The following is an 18,834-nucleotide window of genomic DNA, read 5'->3' as shown; positions in this document are numbered from 1 at the left end:
TAAGCAAAAATAAGGAACAATAGAATCACTTTTTTAATTGCCGTAGTATTTCTATATAGTTGAACTCATTCCTTTCTAAAATTTAATGATCTAAATTGTGTTTTTTAATTTTACCAATACCAAAACTATTAAAAATGCAAATGCTCTGGACAATGCTGTTAACAAGATCTATATCTATTAAATAATACTATATTTGGCAGTTCCTATAACAAATCAATCAACGTTCAAACCATTAATTTTTACAATGAGTAAAGCAACCATTGAGAAAAATATCTATCTAACAAATAGATCAAAGGCATATACCCACTGTTAAATGAAATGTTATACATTTGTTAATGATTGATTTTAAACAGATTAATTTTTAAAAAAAAGAAATGATTAGAATGAAAAAGGTATTAATACTTGCTATGCTGTTGCCTTTATTGGCAGGATGTTTAAAAGATGATGAAAATATTGATTATGCAGTGCTTGATGAAGAAATCATTAGCGAATATCTGGCTACGAATAATATTGTGGCAGAAAGGCACTCATCCGGATTGTATTATAAGGTTATTGAACAGGGCGAGGGCGCCTCTATTAATATAGATACCGATGACAAGGTTACCTTTTCGTTCAGTAGCGAAACCATTACAGGGGCATCGTTTTACGACGAAGATAAGAATCACACAGCCAATCTAAGTGCATTACCTTATGCCTTTCAGATTGGTATGTCACAGATAAACAAAGAAGGTGAGATCATTCTTTATTCGCCCTCACAGCTTTGTCGTAATGCCTACGGTTATATATATGGAGAAGAAAATACTGTTATGGTTTACCATATTAAAATTGACAGAGACCAGTCTGAAATTGATGAAGAAATTATTTCGGCTTACCTGGCAGATAATGGCATAGAGGCTGAACGCCACGAATCGGGTCTTTATTACAAAATACTGACTGAAGGCGAAGGGGATAATGTTACATCCACTTCATTAGTTGATGCCAGCTATAAGGGCAGCTTACTCAATGGTGAAGTATTTGATGAAGGCACCTTGAGTAGAACCTCTTTGACAGGTTTAATAGAGGCCTGGCAGGTTGGTGTTCCTTTACTAAAAAAAGGTAGTAAGGCACGGTTTTATTGTCCTTCACAAATGTGCTATGGCAGCACAGCTCGCTACGACAGCAATGGTAATGTCACCATTCCTGACAACAGTATTTTAATATTTGAAATTGAAGTGGTTAATTTCTATTAACCTTCTACCATAAAACATTTTTAGGCCCTGTTTCCTTTGCGAATCAGGGCTTTCTTGCATTTAAACCAATTATTATAAGCAAGCTTGTTTATAGTATAAAGTATTACGCCAATCAATTACTCGCAGTCGTGGCACGACTTACTTTAATTATGAAGTGTTTAAGTTTTGAAAATTAAAGGGATATAGGTGTTGAGTTGTAAAAATACGGTAAAGAATATATACCTCTCAACTGTTGCGAAACTGCTGGATCTATTTGGCTTTCCAACCGTTTTTATGTATTTGAAGAACTTTTATATTTCTCTAAAAAATAGTGTCTTTAATACTCAAATATCGCAAAAGTAATAGTCTATATTTTTAGTATATCAGGTCAAGCGATGGAAGGTAGCATTTTATTAAAAAATAGTATCTTTGTTTTTAAGATGATACATTATGAATACTGAAGCTGCTAAAATAAGACCAAATGTTTCGAGAAGAGCATTCTGGGATATCGATTATAATACCATCGATTGGGAAAATAATAGTCAGTATTTAATAATAAAGGTTATAGAAAGAGGCAAGCTGCAAGATCTTTTTGAGTTAATAAAGTACTATGGAAAAGAAAAGATTAAGAAGGAATTGATAGGTGCTCAGAAACTACCACAAAGAACCTTTGATTTCGCCAGAACTTATTTTGCTGTTAATAAAGAAGACTTTCAATGCTCCATTTCGAGACTATAATTCCGGAAACCAGATTCATATTAGAAGATCTAATGAGACGGGAAGAGTTGAAAGATTACCGTTTGGTAGGAGGAACCGCTCTATCTCTTTACAAAGGACATCGTGTTAGTGATGATATTGACTTGTTTTTGAATCCTGAAAAAGAATTCGATAAACAAAAAATAAAGAGGGTTTTAATATCATTGGCGGATAGGCCTGAAGACATAGAAATTTCAGATATGACCTTCGGCTTTTCTTCTTATCTGACCTATAATGTAAGGGGGGATGAACTAAAAATAGACTTAATGCACTTTGAAAGTGATCCATTCATTGATGAACCAAATATTATTAATGACATAAGGTTAGCTTCTACTCGTGATATTTCTGCAATGAAATTGAATGCCATTACAAGTCGCTCTGAGAAGAAGGATTTTATTGATATTCATGAATTATTATTAGAATACTCAATAAAGGATATGTTAGAACACTATAAAAAGAAATACCCATACAATGATCCCAAAGATGTAATCTTCGCTTTTGCTGCAATAGATAACGCAGATAGTTCATATATGCCTAAAATGTTTATAGACTGGAGTTGGGATCAGATTAAGGAAAACCTAAAACAACAATTCAGAAAGTATTTGGATCAGGAAGCAGGAGTATAAATATACAATCCTGCTATTGCAAATTAAAATCTTCACATAAATCAATTATTCGCTGTCGTCGCTCGGCTTACTATTTGATGTGCTATTAATGCGGTGAATATTAGTATTTTAAATCACTTCTTCTATGCAAAAACTTCTAAATATTGATAATGAGGGTGTTGATTTTATAAAGACTTACTTTTACTAATACCTATTCTCAGTTTATAATGTTAAGGCAAAGTTTACAACACAAAAATACTCTAATTAATTATGAAAATTAATTCTCTTTAAAGTTGTTTTAAAAGAACCTGTCCGAGGAGAAATACGTTGTATTTACTGTAGAAATTTTTACCCCATCAAATCCCTTTTCGATTTTCTCTATAAGTCGACTTGAAGACTCAGATGTATGATGTGGTGTTTTAATGAAAAATAAATTTTCAAAGTAATAATTAGAGATCTTGATTATTGTTTGATTTTCAATGTTGCCACTAAAAAGTAAACCTAATTCTGCAACTTTGAATATTGTAGCAATTGATATATGATTTTTCTTTTTAACTGCTCCTTGTTCCCACTTTCTTCTTACAATAGCTGAAATCAGGGCTATAGTCAACACTTCAAATTTTAGTTCTTCTAGAGTAACATTATCTGAACCAAAGAGATTATTGGTAAAACGATATACTACCTGTCTTTCAATTTCTTTTATTGGAATGAATAAAATTTCACTCATTTCCTCCATTATATAAAACAAATTACTTCAAAATACATAACCTATTGCTAATCTTAAACCAAAGGCAATATCTGATTCTATGTTTTTATATGTTTTGTTCTTATGTGTTATCAAATTATAATAATTATACTTTTCAAAAGTCCACTCACGTCCAATTCCTGCTGCAAATTCAAAATTAAAGTTATTTCCAATACTACGTCTTACACCATACATTGGTATTATGTGAATTGAGGAAAATACATTTTCAAGACTATTTGATTTAAATATTGCTAAATCTACAGCTTTGTAACCAAAATTTATTGATAAATAGTTTGCACTATTATTGTTAGTTCTCTTACCTAAATTATTTCTATGCTTTAAATTATAATAAAACCTTGGTTCCAAATTTATTTCTGGAATTATTGCCCATTGAGATGAACTACTATATCCATATAAGCTTGATGTTGACTCATATAAATAAGAAAAACCAATTTCGCTTCTCAATGCAATCTCTTTAAAAAGTCTACATTCATTATAAAATGAAATGGGATACATACCCAGTTGTACTCCAAAAATATTTCTTTCAACTTGAGATTCTTGTGCATAAGGTTTTATAAAAGATAGTAATAGTAAAAGGGATATAATTGTACGTTTCATCGTTTTTGATTATGTGGTTTAGTTTATTTTAATTTATATGTTACTAACATAATGTAAAATATAATATATTAAACATTATTATGTAGCAAATATAACTTTTTAAAATAATATCCAATGTTAAATAGTGAACATTAATTAAGTCGCATCAAACCAGGATTTATATAATAATTTTAGGAAGCTAAATATTAAACTAAATGACACTTACTGAATTTAATTAATTCCCAAAGGATTCTTGGGAAATAATATTTTATATGCAAATACATATAAATACAGTAAAAAGTAGATGATTATATGAGAAAGCATATAATTTTAGCTATATTTGAGTAATTATATTTAAATGCATATAATGAAGAGTCTAGCAGAATTTGTTAAAGAAAGAAGAAAAGAGGTGAATCTTACTCAAGAGGAATTTGCAGATAGGGCAGGAGTAGCTTTAACTGTTATAAGGAAAATTGAACAAGGAAAAAGTAATTTAAATCTCGATAAGGTTAACCAAGTGCTCGCTATGTTTGGTCATGTGTTAGCTCCTGTTAGTTCAAAAGAGGTTAATAATATTTCTAATCAATGAGAAAAGCTAAAGTTTTATATAATGATAAATTGGCAGGTATTCTCATTGAGAATAATGATGGAGATTATATTTTTACTTATGATAAGGATTATGTAATAAATTATCCGGATCACTTTTTGACCTTTACAATGCCGGTTAGGGGCCAGGAATATAAATCCAACAGGCTTTTTCCTTTTTTTGAGGGACTAATTCCAGAAGGATGGTTGTTAGAAATAGCTTCAAATAGCTGGAAGATCAATAAAAATGATCGGATGGGATTATTATTAGCTTGTTGTCAAAATTGTATTGGCGCAGTGAGTGTTGTTCCTTTAAAAGAAGAAGATGAGTAAAAAATGCTTGTATTGTTATAAGAATATTGATGGAGAAGGTGAGTATCATGAATCTTGCAGCCAACGCTTCTTTGGTACAGTCAGGGCACCCATCATTCCCTATGGTCTGGATAATATGTCAGAGTTAGCAAAAAATGTTGTTGAACGCAGTGTGACAGTTCCAGGTGTACAACCAAAGCTTTCAATGAGTGTAGTTGAAGACTCCAGGGATAAAACAGATAATAGACTGACTGTAGTTGGTGCATTAGGTGGTAATTATATATTTAAACCTGCTTCTGAAGACTATCCGGAAATGCCAGCCAACGAACATTTAACAATGCGAATTGCAGAAAGTTTTGGAATTAATGTAGTCCCATCGAGTTTAATCAGGTTACAATCAGGTGAGCTTTCTTATATTACCAAACGAATTGACCGAACAGAACAAGGAGATAAGATGCATATGCTGGATATGTTTCAAATAACCGAAGCCTTTGATAAATATAAAGGTTCAATGGAAAAAATTGGAAAGGCGCTCAGTGAATATTCTGCTAATCCTTTATTGGATAAATTATTTCTTTTTGAACTGACCCTCTTTTGTTTTTTGACAGGCAATAATGATATGCATCTTAAAAATTTCTCAATGATTTTATCTAATGGGAAATGGATATTAGCACCTGCATATGATTTATTAAATGTGTCCATTGTTCTTCCTGAAGATACAGAGGAATTAGCTTTAACATTAGGGGGGAAGAAGAAAAAACTAAACAGGAAATCATTCAATAATTTTGGTGAGGATTTGGGATTAAATGAAAAGCAGATTAATGGTGTATATAAACGTTATTTAAAAAATAGACCCAAAGCTATAAAGTGGATAAGTGAATCATTTCTTTCAATGGAAATGCAAAATAGTTATCTGGAAATAATTGATTATAGATATTCAATTATTTATGATAAAACTTCATAGTAAAATTTGAATATTTAATAATTCCACAGGTAATTTATCCAAATGAATAATGAACAAAACTTTTGGGTATGGTAATATAACCAACTTGTAAATTAATATTTCGCAGCTTTCGCACGGCCTACTTTCCGATACAGAAATTTTTAAAGATATTACCTAATACTTCGTCTGTTTGTATTTCTCCACCTGTGATCTCACCTAAAAAGTATAATACTTCTCTAATATCCTGAGCAAGGAAGTCACCTGATATGCCTGCATGTAATCCATCAACAACTCTGGATATAGACTCATGAGAACGCTTTAAAGCTTCGTAATGACGAGCATTAGTAACAATCACTTCATCGTTGTCAACCGCTTTAAGGTTGATGGTTTTAATCAATTCTTCTGATAATAATTCAATTCCTATTTGTTTTTTAGCAGAAAGAGGAACGATGGCATCAGATCCTGAAAGTTCTTTGAATTTATTTTGATCAAAACGTTGTGCAATTTCATCTTCGGTCAGCAGATCAATTTTGTTTATAGCAACAATTAACTGCTGAGCCTCATTCATCTTATTTTTAACATCAGCAATGGCCTCGTGTATCTTTTCATTAGGATCATTGATATCCAACATTAAAACAACAATAGATGCTGATTCAATTTTGCTAAATGTACGATCAATACCTATGGTTTCAATGGCATCGGTAGTTTTTCTTATTCCTGCAGTATCAATAAAACGGAAAGTAATTCCTTCTATGTTAATCGTATCTTCAATTACATCACGTGTTGTTCCGTGAATGTCAGAAACTATTGCTCTGTCTTCTTGCAAAATAGTATTCAGAAGTGTTGATTTACCGGCATTTGTATGGCCAACAATAGCTACAGGAATACCATTTTTAATTGCATTTCCTAATGAAAAAGAGTTGATTAATTTAGACAGTAGATGCTCAATTTCATTTACCAGATCAACCAATTGAGAGCGATCAGCGAACTCCACATCCTCTTCACTAAAATCAAGTTCCAATTCAATTAATGAAATAAAGTTTAGCAAGCGTTCTCTTAGGTGAATTAATTCATTCGAAAAACCACCTTTCATTTGTTGTAAGGCTACCCTGCGAGCCGCTTCACTACGTGATGCAATTAAATCAGCTACAGCTTCAGCCTGCGATAAATCCATCTTTCCATTTAAAAAGGCTCTTTGAGTAAATTCGCCCGGTGCAGCTAGATTGGCACCATTTTTAATGAAAAGCTCCAGTACTTTTTGTTGAATATAGGGAGCTCCATGACAAGAAACTTCAACTGTATTTTCTCCGGTAAAAGAGTTTGGAGCCTTAAAGATACTGATCAGTACTTCATCTAATTCTTTATCTTCATCGATTAAAGAACCAAAATGTACAGTGTTGGCAGATTGATCAACTAATTTTTTCCCGGATTTAACCGATTTAAAAACTTTATCACAAATAATTATGCTATCCGGACCTGTTAATCGAATAACAGCAATAGCACCAGCGCCTTGAGCTGTAGAAACAGCTACAATAGTATCTTCAAGATTTATCATTTCAATGCTTTAATTTGACGCAAAAATACATAAAGCAGATTTTATAATCTATGATAAACACAAAAAAAGCAGAAATCAACTGATTTCTGCTTTTACAATATGGGTTTTATAAAATCTATTTAACGGATTCAAATTGTTTGCTTTTGACGTTTTGTACATGAGAAGGAACAATCTCCGGAATATTTAGATCATGTAATTTTTGATTTATTTCATTAAGCGGTTGGTGTCTTTGCTTTTTTTTTACTTTCTTATTTTTTTTCTTCTCTTTGATTATAATATTTCCATCAACGGAGAAAAATTCTAACATTTTTTGCATCTCTTTTGATTCATTCTTTAAAATATCAGATTCTTCCGACATGCTTTCAGCCATTATAGCTATACGTTGGGTGTGCTCATTAAATTCAGTTACAGCTGAAGTTATTTGTGAGACTTCACTTTTTTGTTCTACAGAGTAGTTTGTAATTTTATCAATGTATGTTGTTGTTTTTTGGCTTTCCGAAAGTATTCGTTTTAAACTATTTCCTGCTAAGCCTGAGAATTCTTTTCCTTCAGCAGAAATAGCATTAATATCTGCAGAAATATCTTGTGCTCTTTCTGCCAATTCTCTAATTCCTTTGGCAACAACACCAAAACCACGACCGTGATTTCCTGCTTTGGCAGCCTCAATACTTGCGTTTAAGGCCAAAATATTTGTTTGTAAAGCAATCTCCTTAATAATTTGAGCGCGATCGATCAACTTATCCATTACTCTCATGGCATGTTGTGTTTGATCCATTTCACTGTCTATTGTTTCCGTTGATTCCTTATTAATGATAGCAATTTGTTGTGCATCATTTGCATTTTGATTGATGAGTGAAGCCATTTCTTCCATTGCAGCAGATAGTTCCTCAGAAGAAGATGCTTGTGAAGAAGAAAACTCATTAAGTCTAACCGCCTTTGAGTTAAAGCTCTCGCTCATTTCTTTAATTTTTTTTGAAGCTTCATTTAATCGAATTACCATTTCTTTTATAATGGTATTACTGCTTCGGATGCTTGTTGCAAGCTGACCAATTTCATCTTTTTGGTCTAGCTCAAAATCTTTATTGAGTTGACCTTTAGCTTGTTGTTTGGCAAATTCAACCAGTTGATAAACAGGTTTGGTTAAGGATTTTGTTAAGTATCGTGATGCTATTAAACTGATAACGGTGAGTATTAATAATCCACCAATCAAGATCAGACTCGAATTTGAAGCTAATATGATATTATTATTAACTGCCATTTCTGTTTGGCGAAATAAAGTGCTTGATAATAGTTGTGTAAGAAGAATTCCATTATCCATGGAGTCATCGATAAGCGATAAATTCTCCTGGCCGGAATCCATAGCTGCCTGAGCCTCTTTTACAAGAGTTGTAAAGGAGTTTAACTCGGTCTCTAAAACTTTTAGTTGATTGTTTAAGGATGGATTATGCTTTAATAAAGTTTTTACTTCCTCGAGTAGGTTTTGAGTAAATTGAAGGTGAGTTAAACCATCATACAAAAATTCTTTATTATGGCTGTAACCATAACTTCTTAGGTAAAAAATAGCCTGTTGCCAATTTCGCTCCAATTCAGCAACCTTTTTAACGGTAGGTAGTTGATGTTCTGAAACCATATTAGCCGAACTTTTAATAGTATTCATCCTTAATATAGCCATAGCACCAAAAAGAATAAATATTGAAAGAAGTACAGCAAAACTAAAGGTTAGTTTTTGTGCAATTTTAAGATTCTTCCACTTCATCATAATGTTAAGTAAGAAAGTTAAAAAAATGATTAAATAATCCCCGTGTGTTGTACTAACAAATATATTTCAGCTAACTGGTATAAGTGTTAATCTAATATTAAGGCGTAATTATATATCTATTAATGAATAGTAACGTTTTGATATAGTATTGATTATATTTATTGGTTGCAAATGATGAATCCATTAAAAGGTTAAATAAATATTAACAAAAGGTTACGAAATTAGAAATTGAAAGAGGTGTGTTAGATTTCTTTGAATTGGATTATCTCAAAAAAATTAATCATTTGAGTTTTTAAGTTGGAAAATTTATTGTGATATTTATTATTATTTAAAAAATGTTAAACAAAATTTATAGTCAGTGGTTATTTAATTGAAAAGCAATTGGGAGAATAAAAAAAATATTATAATTTACATACCCTAAGTATTTAGATAAATATATATGTTATGAGTGTATTGTTATCAGATAAATCAAAAGTAATTGTCCAGGGTTTTACTGGAAGTGAAGGTTCTTTTCACGCTTCGCAAATGATAGAATATGGAACAAATGTGGTAGGAGGGGTTACTCCTGGAAAAGGAGGAACAACTCATCTAGACCTGCCTGTTTTTAATACAGTAAAAGATGCTGTAGATGAAGTAGGGGCAGATGTTTCTGTCATTTTTGTACCTCCGGCTTTTGCAGCAGATGCCATAATGGAAGCAGCAGATGCAGGAATTAATGTTGCAATAACCATAACTGAAGGCATACCTACTGCTGATATGGTAAAGGTAAAAGATTACTTGAAGGATAAGAATACACGATTAGTTGGCCCTAACTGTCCGGGAGTTATTTCTCCAGGCCTAGCAAAGGCAGGGATTATGCCAGGCTTTATTCATACTAAAGGTAAAATTGGTGTAGTTTCCAGATCTGGTACATTAACTTACGAGGCTGTTGATCAGTTAACAAAACAAGGTTTAGGTCAGAGTACTTGTATTGGTATAGGTGGTGATCCTATTATTGGAACAACAACTAAAGATGCCGTGGAATTATTAATGAATGATTCGGATACGGAGGGAATTATTATGATTGGCGAAATAGGTGGAAGTATGGAAACAGAAGCTGCCTTGTGGATTAAAGAAAATGGTACTAAACCTGTTGTTGGTTTTATTGCCGGTCAAACAGCTCCCAAAGGTCGTAGGATGGGGCATGCAGGAGCAATTATTGGTGGAGCAGCAGATACTGCAGCAGCCAAGATGGAAGTGATGAAGGAATGTGGAATTCATGTAGTAGAATCTCCTGCGGATTTAGGAGTTACCATGAAGAATGCATTGCGATAAGATATTTTGAAACGTGTAACCATTAATGAATTAACCCTTTGGATTTTTCCAAGGGGTTTTTTCTTGTTGGTAATGTACTAACCTTCAGATTCTGTTCTTTTTACCTTTTTCTTTTCTGTCATTGTTTTGTATGCAACAAAGCCCAAACTTTTATATGTACCTAGTGCATTAGGGTGATCGAGATCACAAGTGTTCAATTGAATCCATTGAGGATTAAAACTCCATGCTTTTTCAATGGTTTTTGAAAGTAAGTATTTACCAAATCCTTTACCAATAAATTGCTGGGCAAGACCAAAGTATAAAATCTCCACATATTTCTCTTCTAAAATCAATTCGCAATAACCTGCAAATTCTTCATGAATTGAAAATGTAAAGATCTGTGTTCTGGGAGAGTTGATTTTATCAATTAATATGGATTTATCCATAAATAAACGATCCAGCCAATTGTAATTTTCTCCAACTGTAGTGTAAAGTTTTAAATAGCTTTCTGCAGTAATTGGAGTATCCTGCTTAATTAGTTTTATGTGTTTATTTTCTATTAAGCAGTAGTCTATTCTCTGCTCAAGTTTTAAGAAGGTAATTTTTGAATCAACCGTTTTATATGGCATTTTTTTTATTACAAATAAAATGGAATTATTCATAAAATAAAATCCCCCACTGTATTGATTACAATGGGGGAAACCTACTTACCATTCTATTGTTAAAACCTATGCGTAAACATTAGGCAGTATTATGATAAAATCATATGCTCTATATCAGTTTTTACTTCTGTAATTCCACCGATATTAAAAGTGTCAATTAAAATTTTTGCCACGTTTGGTGATAAGAAAGCCGGAAGTGTTGGTCCCAGGTTAATATTTTTAACTCCAAGGCTTAACAATGCAAGTAATACAATTACAGCTTTTTGCTCGTACCACGCAATGTTATAAACGATTGGTAAATCATTAATATCTTCTAATTCAAAAACTTCTTTAAGTTTTAAAGCTGTAACCGCTAAAGAATAAGAGTCATTACACTGACCTGCATCTAATACTCTTGGAATACCGCCTATATCACCTAAAGGAAGTTTATTATATCGGTATTTGGCACATCCCGCAGTTAGAATTACTGTATCTTCTGGAAGTTCACTAGCAAATTCAGAGTAGTAGCTTCTGCTGTTCATTCTACCATCGCAACCTGCCATTACAACAAACTTTTTAATGGCTCCACCTTTTACGGCATCAACCACTTTATCTGCAAGTTGCATTACCTGGTTATGGGCAAATCCACCAACAATTTCGCCTGTTTCAATTTCTGTTGGAGAAGCACATTTTTTAGCATGTTCAATGATTATACTAAAATCTTTAGGTTGTCCATCTTTTCTGTCTGCAATATGAGTACATCCTTCAAAACCACTTGCGCCAGTTGTATAAATTCGGTCTTTATAACTTTCGTTAGGAGGCACAATACAGTTTGTGGTAAATAAAACAGGACCATTAAAAGATTCAAACTCTTCTTTTTGTTTCCACCAGGCATTACCATAATTTCCCACGAAATGCTCATACTTTTTAAATGCAGGATAATAATTTGCAGGAAGCATTTCACTGTGTGTGTAAACATCAACACCAGTTCCTTCTGTTTGCTTCAGCAATTCTTCCATATCTTTTAAATCATGGCCAGAGATTAAGATAGCGGGATTGTTACGTACTCCTAAATTAACTGAGGTTATTTCAGGATTTCCAAAGCTTTCTGTATTTGCTTTATCTAATAAAGCCATCACATCAACACCATATTTACCACATTCAAGCACTAAACCAACTAACTCGTCTGCAGTTAAAGAGCTGTTTGTAGTAGCAACCAGTGCTTTTTGAATAAACAGGCTGATTTCATCACTTTCATACCCTAGATTAATAGCATGTTCTGCATAAGCAGCCATACCTTTAACTCCGTATGTTAGTAATTCTTTTAAAGAGCGGATATCTTCATTCTCAATTGAAAGTATTCCTATTGCAGGAGCAACTTTTAGAAAATCATCTTTAGAAGAACCACTGTAATTTACAGAATGTTCATTTGCTTGAATTTCAACTCCTTTTGCCATTAAGACATTTTTTAATTCATCACGAAGTTGAATTCCTTCATTTATTTTAGAAACAATTTTGTTACTGTCAAAATTGGCATTGGTTATTGTAATAAACAAAGCATCAATCATGTATTTAAATGCGTTGCTGTTTTCTATATTGTTTTGTAGGGCAATTGTATTAACGTGAGCTAATCCTTTGGATACAAATAGTAATACATCCTGAAGAGCAGCAACTTCATCTGTTTTTCCGCAAACTCCTTTAACTGTACAACCAGTTCCTTTGGCTGCTTCCTGACATTGGTAACAAAACATACTCATGATATCTGTTTTAAGTGTTTTAATTTTTAATATTTAAATGCAATGATTGCATTTGCTGTGATTTATTGTGAGTTAAAATAATACAAGCTTTTATTTTACTATTATCGACTTGTAACTTTTAACTTTCGCCTCATTTTTAAACCCATTCTTCTGAAAGAACTTCTCCTTCAATTGAGATAATAGCTCTTTTAATAGGAATTTTTCTACTCGCCTTGTTAAGAGCCTGCTGAGCTAAATTCATTAATCCTCCACAACAAGGAACTTGCATGATAACTACAGTTAAAGAGTTGATTCTGGCATCATCAATTAAAGAAACCAGCTTGTTCAAGTAAATTTCCATACCATCATCCAACTTTGGACAAGCATTGGCTAATACTTTATTTTTAAGGAATTTTTGATGGAAATTACCCATTGCAAAAGGAACACAGTCTGCAGCTAAAACCATATCAGCCTCTTTAAAAAAGCTTGCTGCAGGATTAATTAAATGCATTTGAACAGGCCATTGACGTAGCTCCGAAGGTTGTTCTGTTGCATTCGATTCTGTAGCAAGAGAAAATCCACCTCGTTTAATTTCCTGACTCTGAGAACCTGGACATCCACCTCCATGGTGTCCCATAGGTTTTACTTCAACTTTATTATGCATCACGTTAATTATTTCTTGTAAATCAAAATCGTATTTATCCTGATTAGCCTTTAAGTAACCCATGGCTTCTTTTAAGAAACCGATTTCATTATGGTCTTTAAGGTGTTTTAAATGTGCAATTACGGTGTTTTTACCCTTAGCCACCATTTGAGCCATAACTTTTACCTCGTCATAAGCTTCGGCTTCTCGCCTTTCTATTTCCATTGCACCCTGAGGACAGTGGCCAAGGCAGGCACCAAGGCCATCACACATTAAATCGCTAATCAACCTTGCTTTACCATCAATAATTTGTAAAGCTCCTTCATGACAGCCCGGAACGCATTGTCCACAGCCATTACATAAATCTTCGTTTATTTTAATAATATCTCTTTCCATTGTTTTCCGTTTTTATTTCTATTACAAAGATGCAGTACTGCAGCTCATTTTTCTGTAACATATGTTACAAAGGCCAAAAAAAATGTATATTTCAGATATTTTTTTTTCTAACCGTCTATATTTTTATCCCAATATGATACACGATTATCCATTTTTAGAAAAAAGTCCTCTTTTTAGAGGATTAACAATTGAAGAAATAAATTCTGCATTTTCAGATGTTCATTATCAGGTTAAAAAATACAGTAAGGGACAAATGGTGGTAAGTGCCGGTGATAAAGTGGATCGATTGCTGATTGTCTTATCAGGAAGTGTTAAGGGTGAAATGATTGACTTTTCAGGAAAAACGATTAAGATTGAGGATATCAATCCTCCAATGCCGTTGGCTGTAGCTTTTCTTTTTGGTAAGTCAAATACTTTCCCTGTAAATATTATTACCAATGAAGATTCTGAGCTATTGGTTATTCCTAAAGAATCGATATTAAAGCTTTTTCAGGAAAATAAGATGATGCTGTTAAATTTCCTAAATGCCATCTCCAACCGATCTCAGTTTCTGTCTCAAAAAATTAAATTTTTAAATTTTACTACCATAAAAGGAAAAATAGCTAATTATCTATTACAATATGCATCGCAGGGTATGTTGGAAGTAGTTTTGGATAAATCACAGAATGAATTGGCCGAGTTATTTGGAGTAACACGACCATCGGTTGGCCGAGGAATTAGAGATTTACATAATGAAGGTTTAATTGAGGCAAATGGAAAGAAAATAAAGCTCATTGATATTCAGGGATTAAAGGAATGTTTGAAATAAAATCGTAAAAAAGACAAACTGGCCACGCAACTTTTGATAAATTCTTCAGTCATATAGTAAGAGAACAAAAAGAAAAATTAATTAAAATTTAAGTATATGAAGAAGTTGAGATTTATTTTACCGTTGTTATTCGGACTGTTGATTTTTGTGTCGTGCGATGATGATGATGACACAGATGGTTATAATAATTGGTGGCTTACAACAGGAACTGTGGTTTTAACAGATAACAGTTTTTATATTGTAACTGATGATGGATTAAATTTTGGACAGGAAGAAGATGAGGTTAGTGCTTCGAATTTTGAGGATGGCATGCGTCTTTTGTTTTATTACGAAGTAGAAGGGGAAGCGACAGATTCAGAATTGTTGGATTATTATATTGAGCTAAAGGATTATGATGAAATTCTTACTAAACCAATATTTAATTTTACTGAAACTACTAACGAAGAAGTAATTGATTCTATTGGAGATGATCCAATTCATATTGTTGATACCTGGTTTACCGGTGATTACCTGAATGTTGAATTTAAGTATTATGGAAATAACTTATTACACTATGTAAACTTGGTGCATGATAGTTCTAATCCGGAAACTGAGAACGGAGAGATTCTATTAGAGCTTAAACATAATGATAATGGTGATGCCTGGAATTATATTAGTTGGGGAGTTGCATCATTTGACATTAGTGAATTGCAGCAAGAAGGAGAGGAGTCAGTTGATATTTTTGTTCGTAGTATGGGATATTATAACGAATATGAATACAACAAAGTACTAACCTATGAATATTCCTCCACACCTGTAGAAGCGCAAAGCCAGAATGTTTCGCGAAAATTTAGTGAGTTCCCAAGTCCGATGATTAAATAAGACATTTAGAATAAAAAAAGGAACAAAATTTTGTTCCTTTTTTTTATTCGTATAATCTATTGATATAGTTTTTGTTAAATTGAATATATTAATTAGCATAGAGACTGAAATCATATTTTTTACTTTTTTGATTTGGAATCTTAAAATTAAATTCCCTATATTTGCAGCGCTTTTGAGGGAACACTATCTCAAAACAATGTCAAAAATGGATCTGTAGCATAACTGGATAGTGCACTGCGTTACGGCCGCAGAGGTTAGGGGTTCGAATCCCTTCAGATTCACAACAAAAATTAATGGACCTGTAGCATAACTGGATAGTGCACTGCGTTACGGCCGCAGAGGTTAGGGGTTCGAATCCCTTCAGGTTCACAAAAGGCTTGTAAGTTTAATACTTACAAGCCTTTTTTTTGTTATAATGCTCCTGACAAATATTTGTATTCTGAAGGTGGTGTGAATCGGGATGATGGTATTGCTGAACCAGGTTTAAAATCTACAAATATCTCGTTATTTTCTATGCCCATAATTTTAGCAGTTGTTTTTATTGCAATACCTTTGTAAAGCCAACTTTTGGCTCCCATTACACTAAATACATCACATTTAAAGCCATTTATGGTTTCTGTTCCTTGTTTTTGTCCTCCTAAACTTTCTAATACATTATTGGTAAAATCTTCCCTTTCTTCTTCTGTCATAGATTCAGCAAACTGTTGGGCAGCATCATAAATTTCAATTTCCCCCTTAAAGGCAGTGTTATTAATATAATCTACTGTCCAATATGTGTCGCCAACATTAATTGTAAGCATATGTGTTTTGTCAATATGTTTCATACCAAACATGTTAATTGTTGTTTCTGATTTTTCAATCTCACATGTTTTTTCGCCGTAATCATCCCACCATAATTCCCTGGTTCCGGTTGTACTACCTGATAATTCAAGTTTTAAATAGCCTGACTTTAATGCATAACGATTAACTTCTTGGGTGTTTTGTGCGTTGATTGATACCGAGATAATAGTTATCATTAGCATCGAAAATAATAATCTTCTCATAACGTTGTTTGTTTAAATTCCTTAGTCCAGATTCTTGTATTTAAATTCATCTCTTTAATAAGAGTTTCTATCAAACCAAATAGCATATACATTTCCTCAATATCCTCATATTGAATTCCATTTTTCCCTATTTTAGGTTCAAACAAGTTTTTATTAAATGGAATTGCACAATACACTGAATCCGCTTTAAAAGAAAAGTACATTTTAAGCTTATAATGATTGTATAAGTTAACAATTGCCTCCATCATAACAGGTGTAATTACATAACGAGCTTCTTGCTGACTCGAACCATAGACAGAAAACAGTTGTTCAAACACTGGATTTTCAAGTTTAACCATCTCCCCGTAATACTTACTTTTACTTTTTTCTTTACCCAGTAGATTTGTAACTTTTTTATCACTCTGAGGCAGTATAAAAGTTGAGTTTTCTATATTCTTATTAAACTCTGCATAAAAGAATATTCCTCTGAATAGAGTACTCCATTCAGTTGTTTTATTTCCATCACTATCACGAGTCTCTTTTTTTTGCTCTATCTTAAGTTCTGAAAATTTGAAAGGAACATTTTCAATGCTCCCGGTAATCATATCATCACCCGTACATCTGTCAAATTTATGAGGAAATAATCCTGACCTAGTAAAAGTAAATGAATCAATATGCGCAGTAGGTTTATAAGAATATTCCGGATTGATTAATTGTATCACTTTTCTAACTACTTCTTCCTTAAATTCTGCTCTGTACTTTGTATATCTTATTAATGCTTTTATAGCACAGAAAATTGCAGCTATTAGAAATATAATACCTATTGCAATATTACTCCAATAAGTAAGATATTTAAATCCCCCATAAGCCATTACTGCAGCGACAATAGCTAAATTACGCCAACGTTTAATATACTTTCGCATGTTCTCCATACTTTCAAGCTGTGGCTTCAACTCGTTTTCGTATAATTGCTTTAATTCTACGCTCGTTTTCATTTTTAGATTCCTTTAAAACAAACTTTTTACATCTACGTTAACCCGTTCTATTTCAGGAATAACAAAAACTTCCTTATGGTGAAGATTCATCATACCGGCAATAATGTTTCCAGGAAAGGTCTCTATACCATTATTATACTCGGTAATTACTGCATTGTAGGTTCTTCTTGCAGCCGAAATCTGTGACTCTACTTCATTTAAAGTTCTTTGCAGATGAATAAAATTATCACTGGCTTTTATATCTGGGTAATTCTCAACAGCCACCATAATGCTTTTCATACTTGCGGAGATCTCATTATCCAACTTTACTTTATCATCTGGTGATAAATTTCCCTGAGTTACTTTTGCTCTCAACTCTGTAACTTTTGTAAGCAATTCTTTTTCATGAGATGCATATTGTTTGACTGTTGCCACAAGGTTAGGTATCAAATCATATCTTTTTTTTAACTGTACATCCATCCCTCCAAAAGCATTGTCTACCTCATTACGTCTTTTTATTAATCCGTTGTACATTGATACTATAACTAATACTAATACTATAACTAGTACTAATGTTGCTGTTATTATTAATGTATTCATGATGTTTGAATTTTTTTTTAGATATTATTTTTCTACGTGTCTAAGCACATCATTTTTTACATAACTTAAGTCGTTAACTGTTCTTTTTACTTTTTTATAAAACAAGTGAATGCCCATAAAGAATATAAAAATCATTAATCCAACTACTACAATAGGGAAAGCTATAGAGAACCATAGGGGAGGCTCTATAACATTACCAGGTTTTTCAATGGGTTCTTTATAATTGCCTTCAGGCTTCATGTTTCCAATTGCTTCGTTGCGCATAGCCATGATGCTATCTATCTTTTTTTGAGATACGTTTGACTTTTGATTATTAAAATCAAGGTTTCCTCCGTTTTTTAAAGTGGTAAGTTCTTCATCAGATAAACCAAGTTCTTCGGTATTAATCTCACCAATTTTATCTTCAAGACTGTTGACGCAATTTATTAAAGCCATTGATTGTGACTCACTAAGATCTTGACTTAATTGATCTACTTGATTATGATACTTTTCTATTTTATTCTGACTTAACATGATTTTACCTGTTATCATGGCAATTTTAAGTCCTTGAGTGATACTTAAGGAATCATTGCCACTTTTCATTTGTTTAATCGCTAATTTGGTAGCTTTTTGCATGTAGTTTCTACAATCGTTAACAGCATTAGTCATATCTTCTATTATAGCTTCTGCTTTTTTATTTCCATGCAGTTCCTTAGGAATTTCAAGGGGAATTTTCTCGATGTTAGAAGTGCATGCAATAAGAATTGTCATGGTGGCAATAATCAATACTGGCTTTAAAAAGTTTGTTTTTCTCAT

General features: G+C 32.6%; 20 protein-coding genes and 2 tRNA genes. 11 read left to right on the top strand and 11 right to left on the bottom strand.

Annotated elements, in window-relative coordinates:
- The first annotated feature begins 383 nt into the window (after positions 1 to 383).
- The 3 genes from OM075_RS16940 (at position 384) to OM075_RS16930 (ending at position 2,590) form a co-directional block, all read left to right on the top strand.
- Entirely contained in the window at positions 384 to 1,229 is an 846-nt protein-coding gene (locus OM075_RS16940; protein ID WP_301191724.1) for an FKBP-type peptidyl-prolyl cis-trans isomerase, read from the top strand.
- A gap of 429 nt (positions 1,230 to 1,658) precedes the next feature.
- Positions 1,659 to 1,946, top strand: a complete 288-nt coding sequence (locus tag OM075_RS16935; RefSeq protein WP_301191723.1) for a DUF6922 domain-containing protein — start codon at positions 1,659 to 1,661, stop codon at positions 1,944 to 1,946.
- A complete protein-coding gene (locus tag OM075_RS16930) occupies positions 1,925 to 2,590 on the top strand; it encodes a nucleotidyl transferase AbiEii/AbiGii toxin family protein (protein WP_301191722.1) in 666 nt (221 codons plus the stop codon). The genes OM075_RS16935 and OM075_RS16930 overlap by 22 nt, the downstream gene beginning before the upstream one ends.
- A gap of 277 nt (positions 2,591 to 2,867) precedes the next feature.
- On the opposite strand, the gene OM075_RS16925 is transcribed toward OM075_RS16930, so the two are convergent.
- Both OM075_RS16925 and OM075_RS16920 read right to left on the bottom strand, forming a co-directional pair.
- On the bottom strand, positions 2,868 to 3,296 hold the full coding sequence (locus OM075_RS16925) for a hypothetical protein (protein ID WP_301191721.1): 429 nt from the start codon (positions 3,294 to 3,296) through the stop codon (positions 2,868 to 2,870).
- Between the two features lie 27 nt (positions 3,297 to 3,323).
- Entirely contained in the window at positions 3,324 to 3,932 is a 609-nt protein-coding gene (locus OM075_RS16920) for a hypothetical protein (protein ID WP_301191720.1), read from the bottom strand.
- A gap of 346 nt (positions 3,933 to 4,278) precedes the next feature.
- Here OM075_RS16920 and OM075_RS16915 point away from each other — a divergent pair, with 346 nt between their 5' ends.
- From OM075_RS16915 to OM075_RS16905, 3 genes are read left to right on the top strand one after another with little or no spacing between them, the layout of a single operon-like run.
- Positions 4,279 to 4,500, top strand: a complete 222-nt coding sequence (locus OM075_RS16915; protein ID WP_301191719.1) for a type II toxin-antitoxin system Y4mF family antitoxin — start codon at positions 4,279 to 4,281, stop codon at positions 4,498 to 4,500.
- Positions 4,497 to 4,829, top strand: coding sequence for a HipA N-terminal domain-containing protein (locus tag OM075_RS16910; protein WP_301191718.1), 333 nt, complete (start codon positions 4,497 to 4,499; stop codon positions 4,827 to 4,829). Before OM075_RS16915 ends, OM075_RS16910 begins: the two co-directional genes overlap by 4 nt.
- Positions 4,822 to 5,772 (top strand): HipA domain-containing protein, encoded by a 951-nt coding sequence (locus OM075_RS16905; RefSeq protein WP_301191717.1) that lies wholly within the window; start codon positions 4,822 to 4,824, stop codon positions 5,770 to 5,772. Before OM075_RS16910 ends, OM075_RS16905 begins: the two co-directional genes overlap by 8 nt.
- A 118-nt stretch (positions 5,773 to 5,890) precedes the next feature.
- Here OM075_RS16905 and mnmE read toward each other — a convergent pair whose 3' ends face one another.
- Together mnmE and OM075_RS16895 are read right to left on the bottom strand one after the other, a co-directional pair.
- The gene (gene mnmE, locus OM075_RS16900) at positions 5,891 to 7,306 is read right to left on the bottom strand and encodes a tRNA uridine-5-carboxymethylaminomethyl(34) synthesis GTPase MnmE (RefSeq protein ID WP_301191716.1); all 1,416 of its coding nucleotides are present in this window, start codon (positions 7,304 to 7,306) and stop codon (positions 5,891 to 5,893) included.
- Positions 7,307 to 7,421: 115 nt separating this feature from the next.
- Positions 7,422 to 9,065, bottom strand: a complete 1,644-nt coding sequence (locus tag OM075_RS16895; protein WP_301191715.1) for a methyl-accepting chemotaxis protein — start codon at positions 9,063 to 9,065, stop codon at positions 7,422 to 7,424.
- A gap of 444 nt (positions 9,066 to 9,509) precedes the next feature.
- Between OM075_RS16895 and sucD the strand changes: the two genes are divergently transcribed.
- A complete protein-coding gene (gene sucD, locus OM075_RS16890) occupies positions 9,510 to 10,379 on the top strand; it encodes a succinate--CoA ligase subunit alpha (RefSeq protein ID WP_301191714.1) in 870 nt (289 codons plus the stop codon).
- Between the two features lie 77 nt (positions 10,380 to 10,456).
- Here sucD and OM075_RS16885 read toward each other — a convergent pair whose 3' ends face one another.
- The 3 genes from OM075_RS16885 to OM075_RS16875 form a co-directional block, all read right to left on the bottom strand.
- Positions 10,457 to 10,987, bottom strand: a complete 531-nt coding sequence (locus OM075_RS16885) for a GNAT family N-acetyltransferase (protein WP_301191713.1) — start codon at positions 10,985 to 10,987, stop codon at positions 10,457 to 10,459.
- Between the two features lie 122 nt (positions 10,988 to 11,109).
- Complete coding sequence (gene hcp, locus OM075_RS16880; RefSeq protein WP_301191712.1) at positions 11,110 to 12,756, bottom strand: hydroxylamine reductase; 1,647 nt, start codon at positions 12,754 to 12,756, stop codon at positions 11,110 to 11,112.
- 136 nt (positions 12,757 to 12,892) lie between these two features.
- On the bottom strand, positions 12,893 to 13,774 hold the full coding sequence (locus OM075_RS16875) for an ATP-binding protein (protein ID WP_301191711.1): 882 nt from the start codon (positions 13,772 to 13,774) through the stop codon (positions 12,893 to 12,895).
- Between the two features lie 133 nt (positions 13,775 to 13,907).
- On the opposite strand from OM075_RS16875, the gene OM075_RS16870 reads away from it, so the two are divergent.
- The 4 genes from OM075_RS16870 (at position 13,908) to OM075_RS16855 (ending at position 15,812) form a co-directional block, all read left to right on the top strand.
- The gene (locus OM075_RS16870) at positions 13,908 to 14,582 is read left to right on the top strand and encodes a Crp/Fnr family transcriptional regulator (RefSeq protein ID WP_301191710.1); all 675 of its coding nucleotides are present in this window, start codon (positions 13,908 to 13,910) and stop codon (positions 14,580 to 14,582) included.
- 96 nt (positions 14,583 to 14,678) lie between these two features.
- Positions 14,679 to 15,443, top strand: coding sequence for a NigD1/NigD2 family lipoprotein (locus OM075_RS16865; RefSeq protein WP_301191709.1), 765 nt, complete (start codon positions 14,679 to 14,681; stop codon positions 15,441 to 15,443).
- 207 nt (positions 15,444 to 15,650) lie between these two features.
- Positions 15,651 to 15,724: transfer RNA gene (locus OM075_RS16860), tRNA-Arg, on the top strand.
- A 14-nt stretch (positions 15,725 to 15,738) separates the two neighbouring features.
- A tRNA-Arg gene (locus OM075_RS16855) sits at positions 15,739 to 15,812 on the top strand.
- 41 nt (positions 15,813 to 15,853) lie between these two features.
- On the opposite strand, the gene OM075_RS16850 is transcribed toward OM075_RS16855, so the two are convergent.
- The 4 genes from OM075_RS16850 to OM075_RS16835 are packed head-to-tail and all read right to left on the bottom strand — an operon-like array spanning position 15,854 to position 18,834.
- Positions 15,854 to 16,486, bottom strand: coding sequence for a hypothetical protein (locus tag OM075_RS16850; protein ID WP_301191708.1), 633 nt, complete (start codon positions 16,484 to 16,486; stop codon positions 15,854 to 15,856).
- Positions 16,483 to 17,460: a DUF3137 domain-containing protein gene (locus tag OM075_RS16845; RefSeq protein ID WP_301191707.1), complete on the bottom strand. Its 978-nt coding sequence runs from the start codon at positions 17,458 to 17,460 to the stop codon at positions 16,483 to 16,485. The genes OM075_RS16850 and OM075_RS16845 overlap by 4 nt, the downstream gene beginning before the upstream one ends.
- 12 nt (positions 17,461 to 17,472) lie before the next feature.
- The gene (locus OM075_RS16840; protein WP_301191706.1) at positions 17,473 to 18,039 is read right to left on the bottom strand and encodes a LemA family protein; all 567 of its coding nucleotides are present in this window, start codon (positions 18,037 to 18,039) and stop codon (positions 17,473 to 17,475) included.
- 24 nt (positions 18,040 to 18,063) lie between these two features.
- Positions 18,064 to 18,834 (bottom strand): hypothetical protein, encoded by a 771-nt coding sequence (locus OM075_RS16835; protein WP_301191705.1) that lies wholly within the window; start codon positions 18,832 to 18,834, stop codon positions 18,064 to 18,066.

Source organism: Plebeiibacterium sediminum (assembly GCF_026013605.1).
Taxonomy (GTDB): domain Bacteria; phylum Bacteroidota; class Bacteroidia; order Bacteroidales; family Marinilabiliaceae; genus Saccharicrinis; species Saccharicrinis sediminus.
The sequence above is the reverse complement of the archived record's forward strand: the minus strand, read 5'-3'. Positions and strand labels throughout refer to the sequence as shown.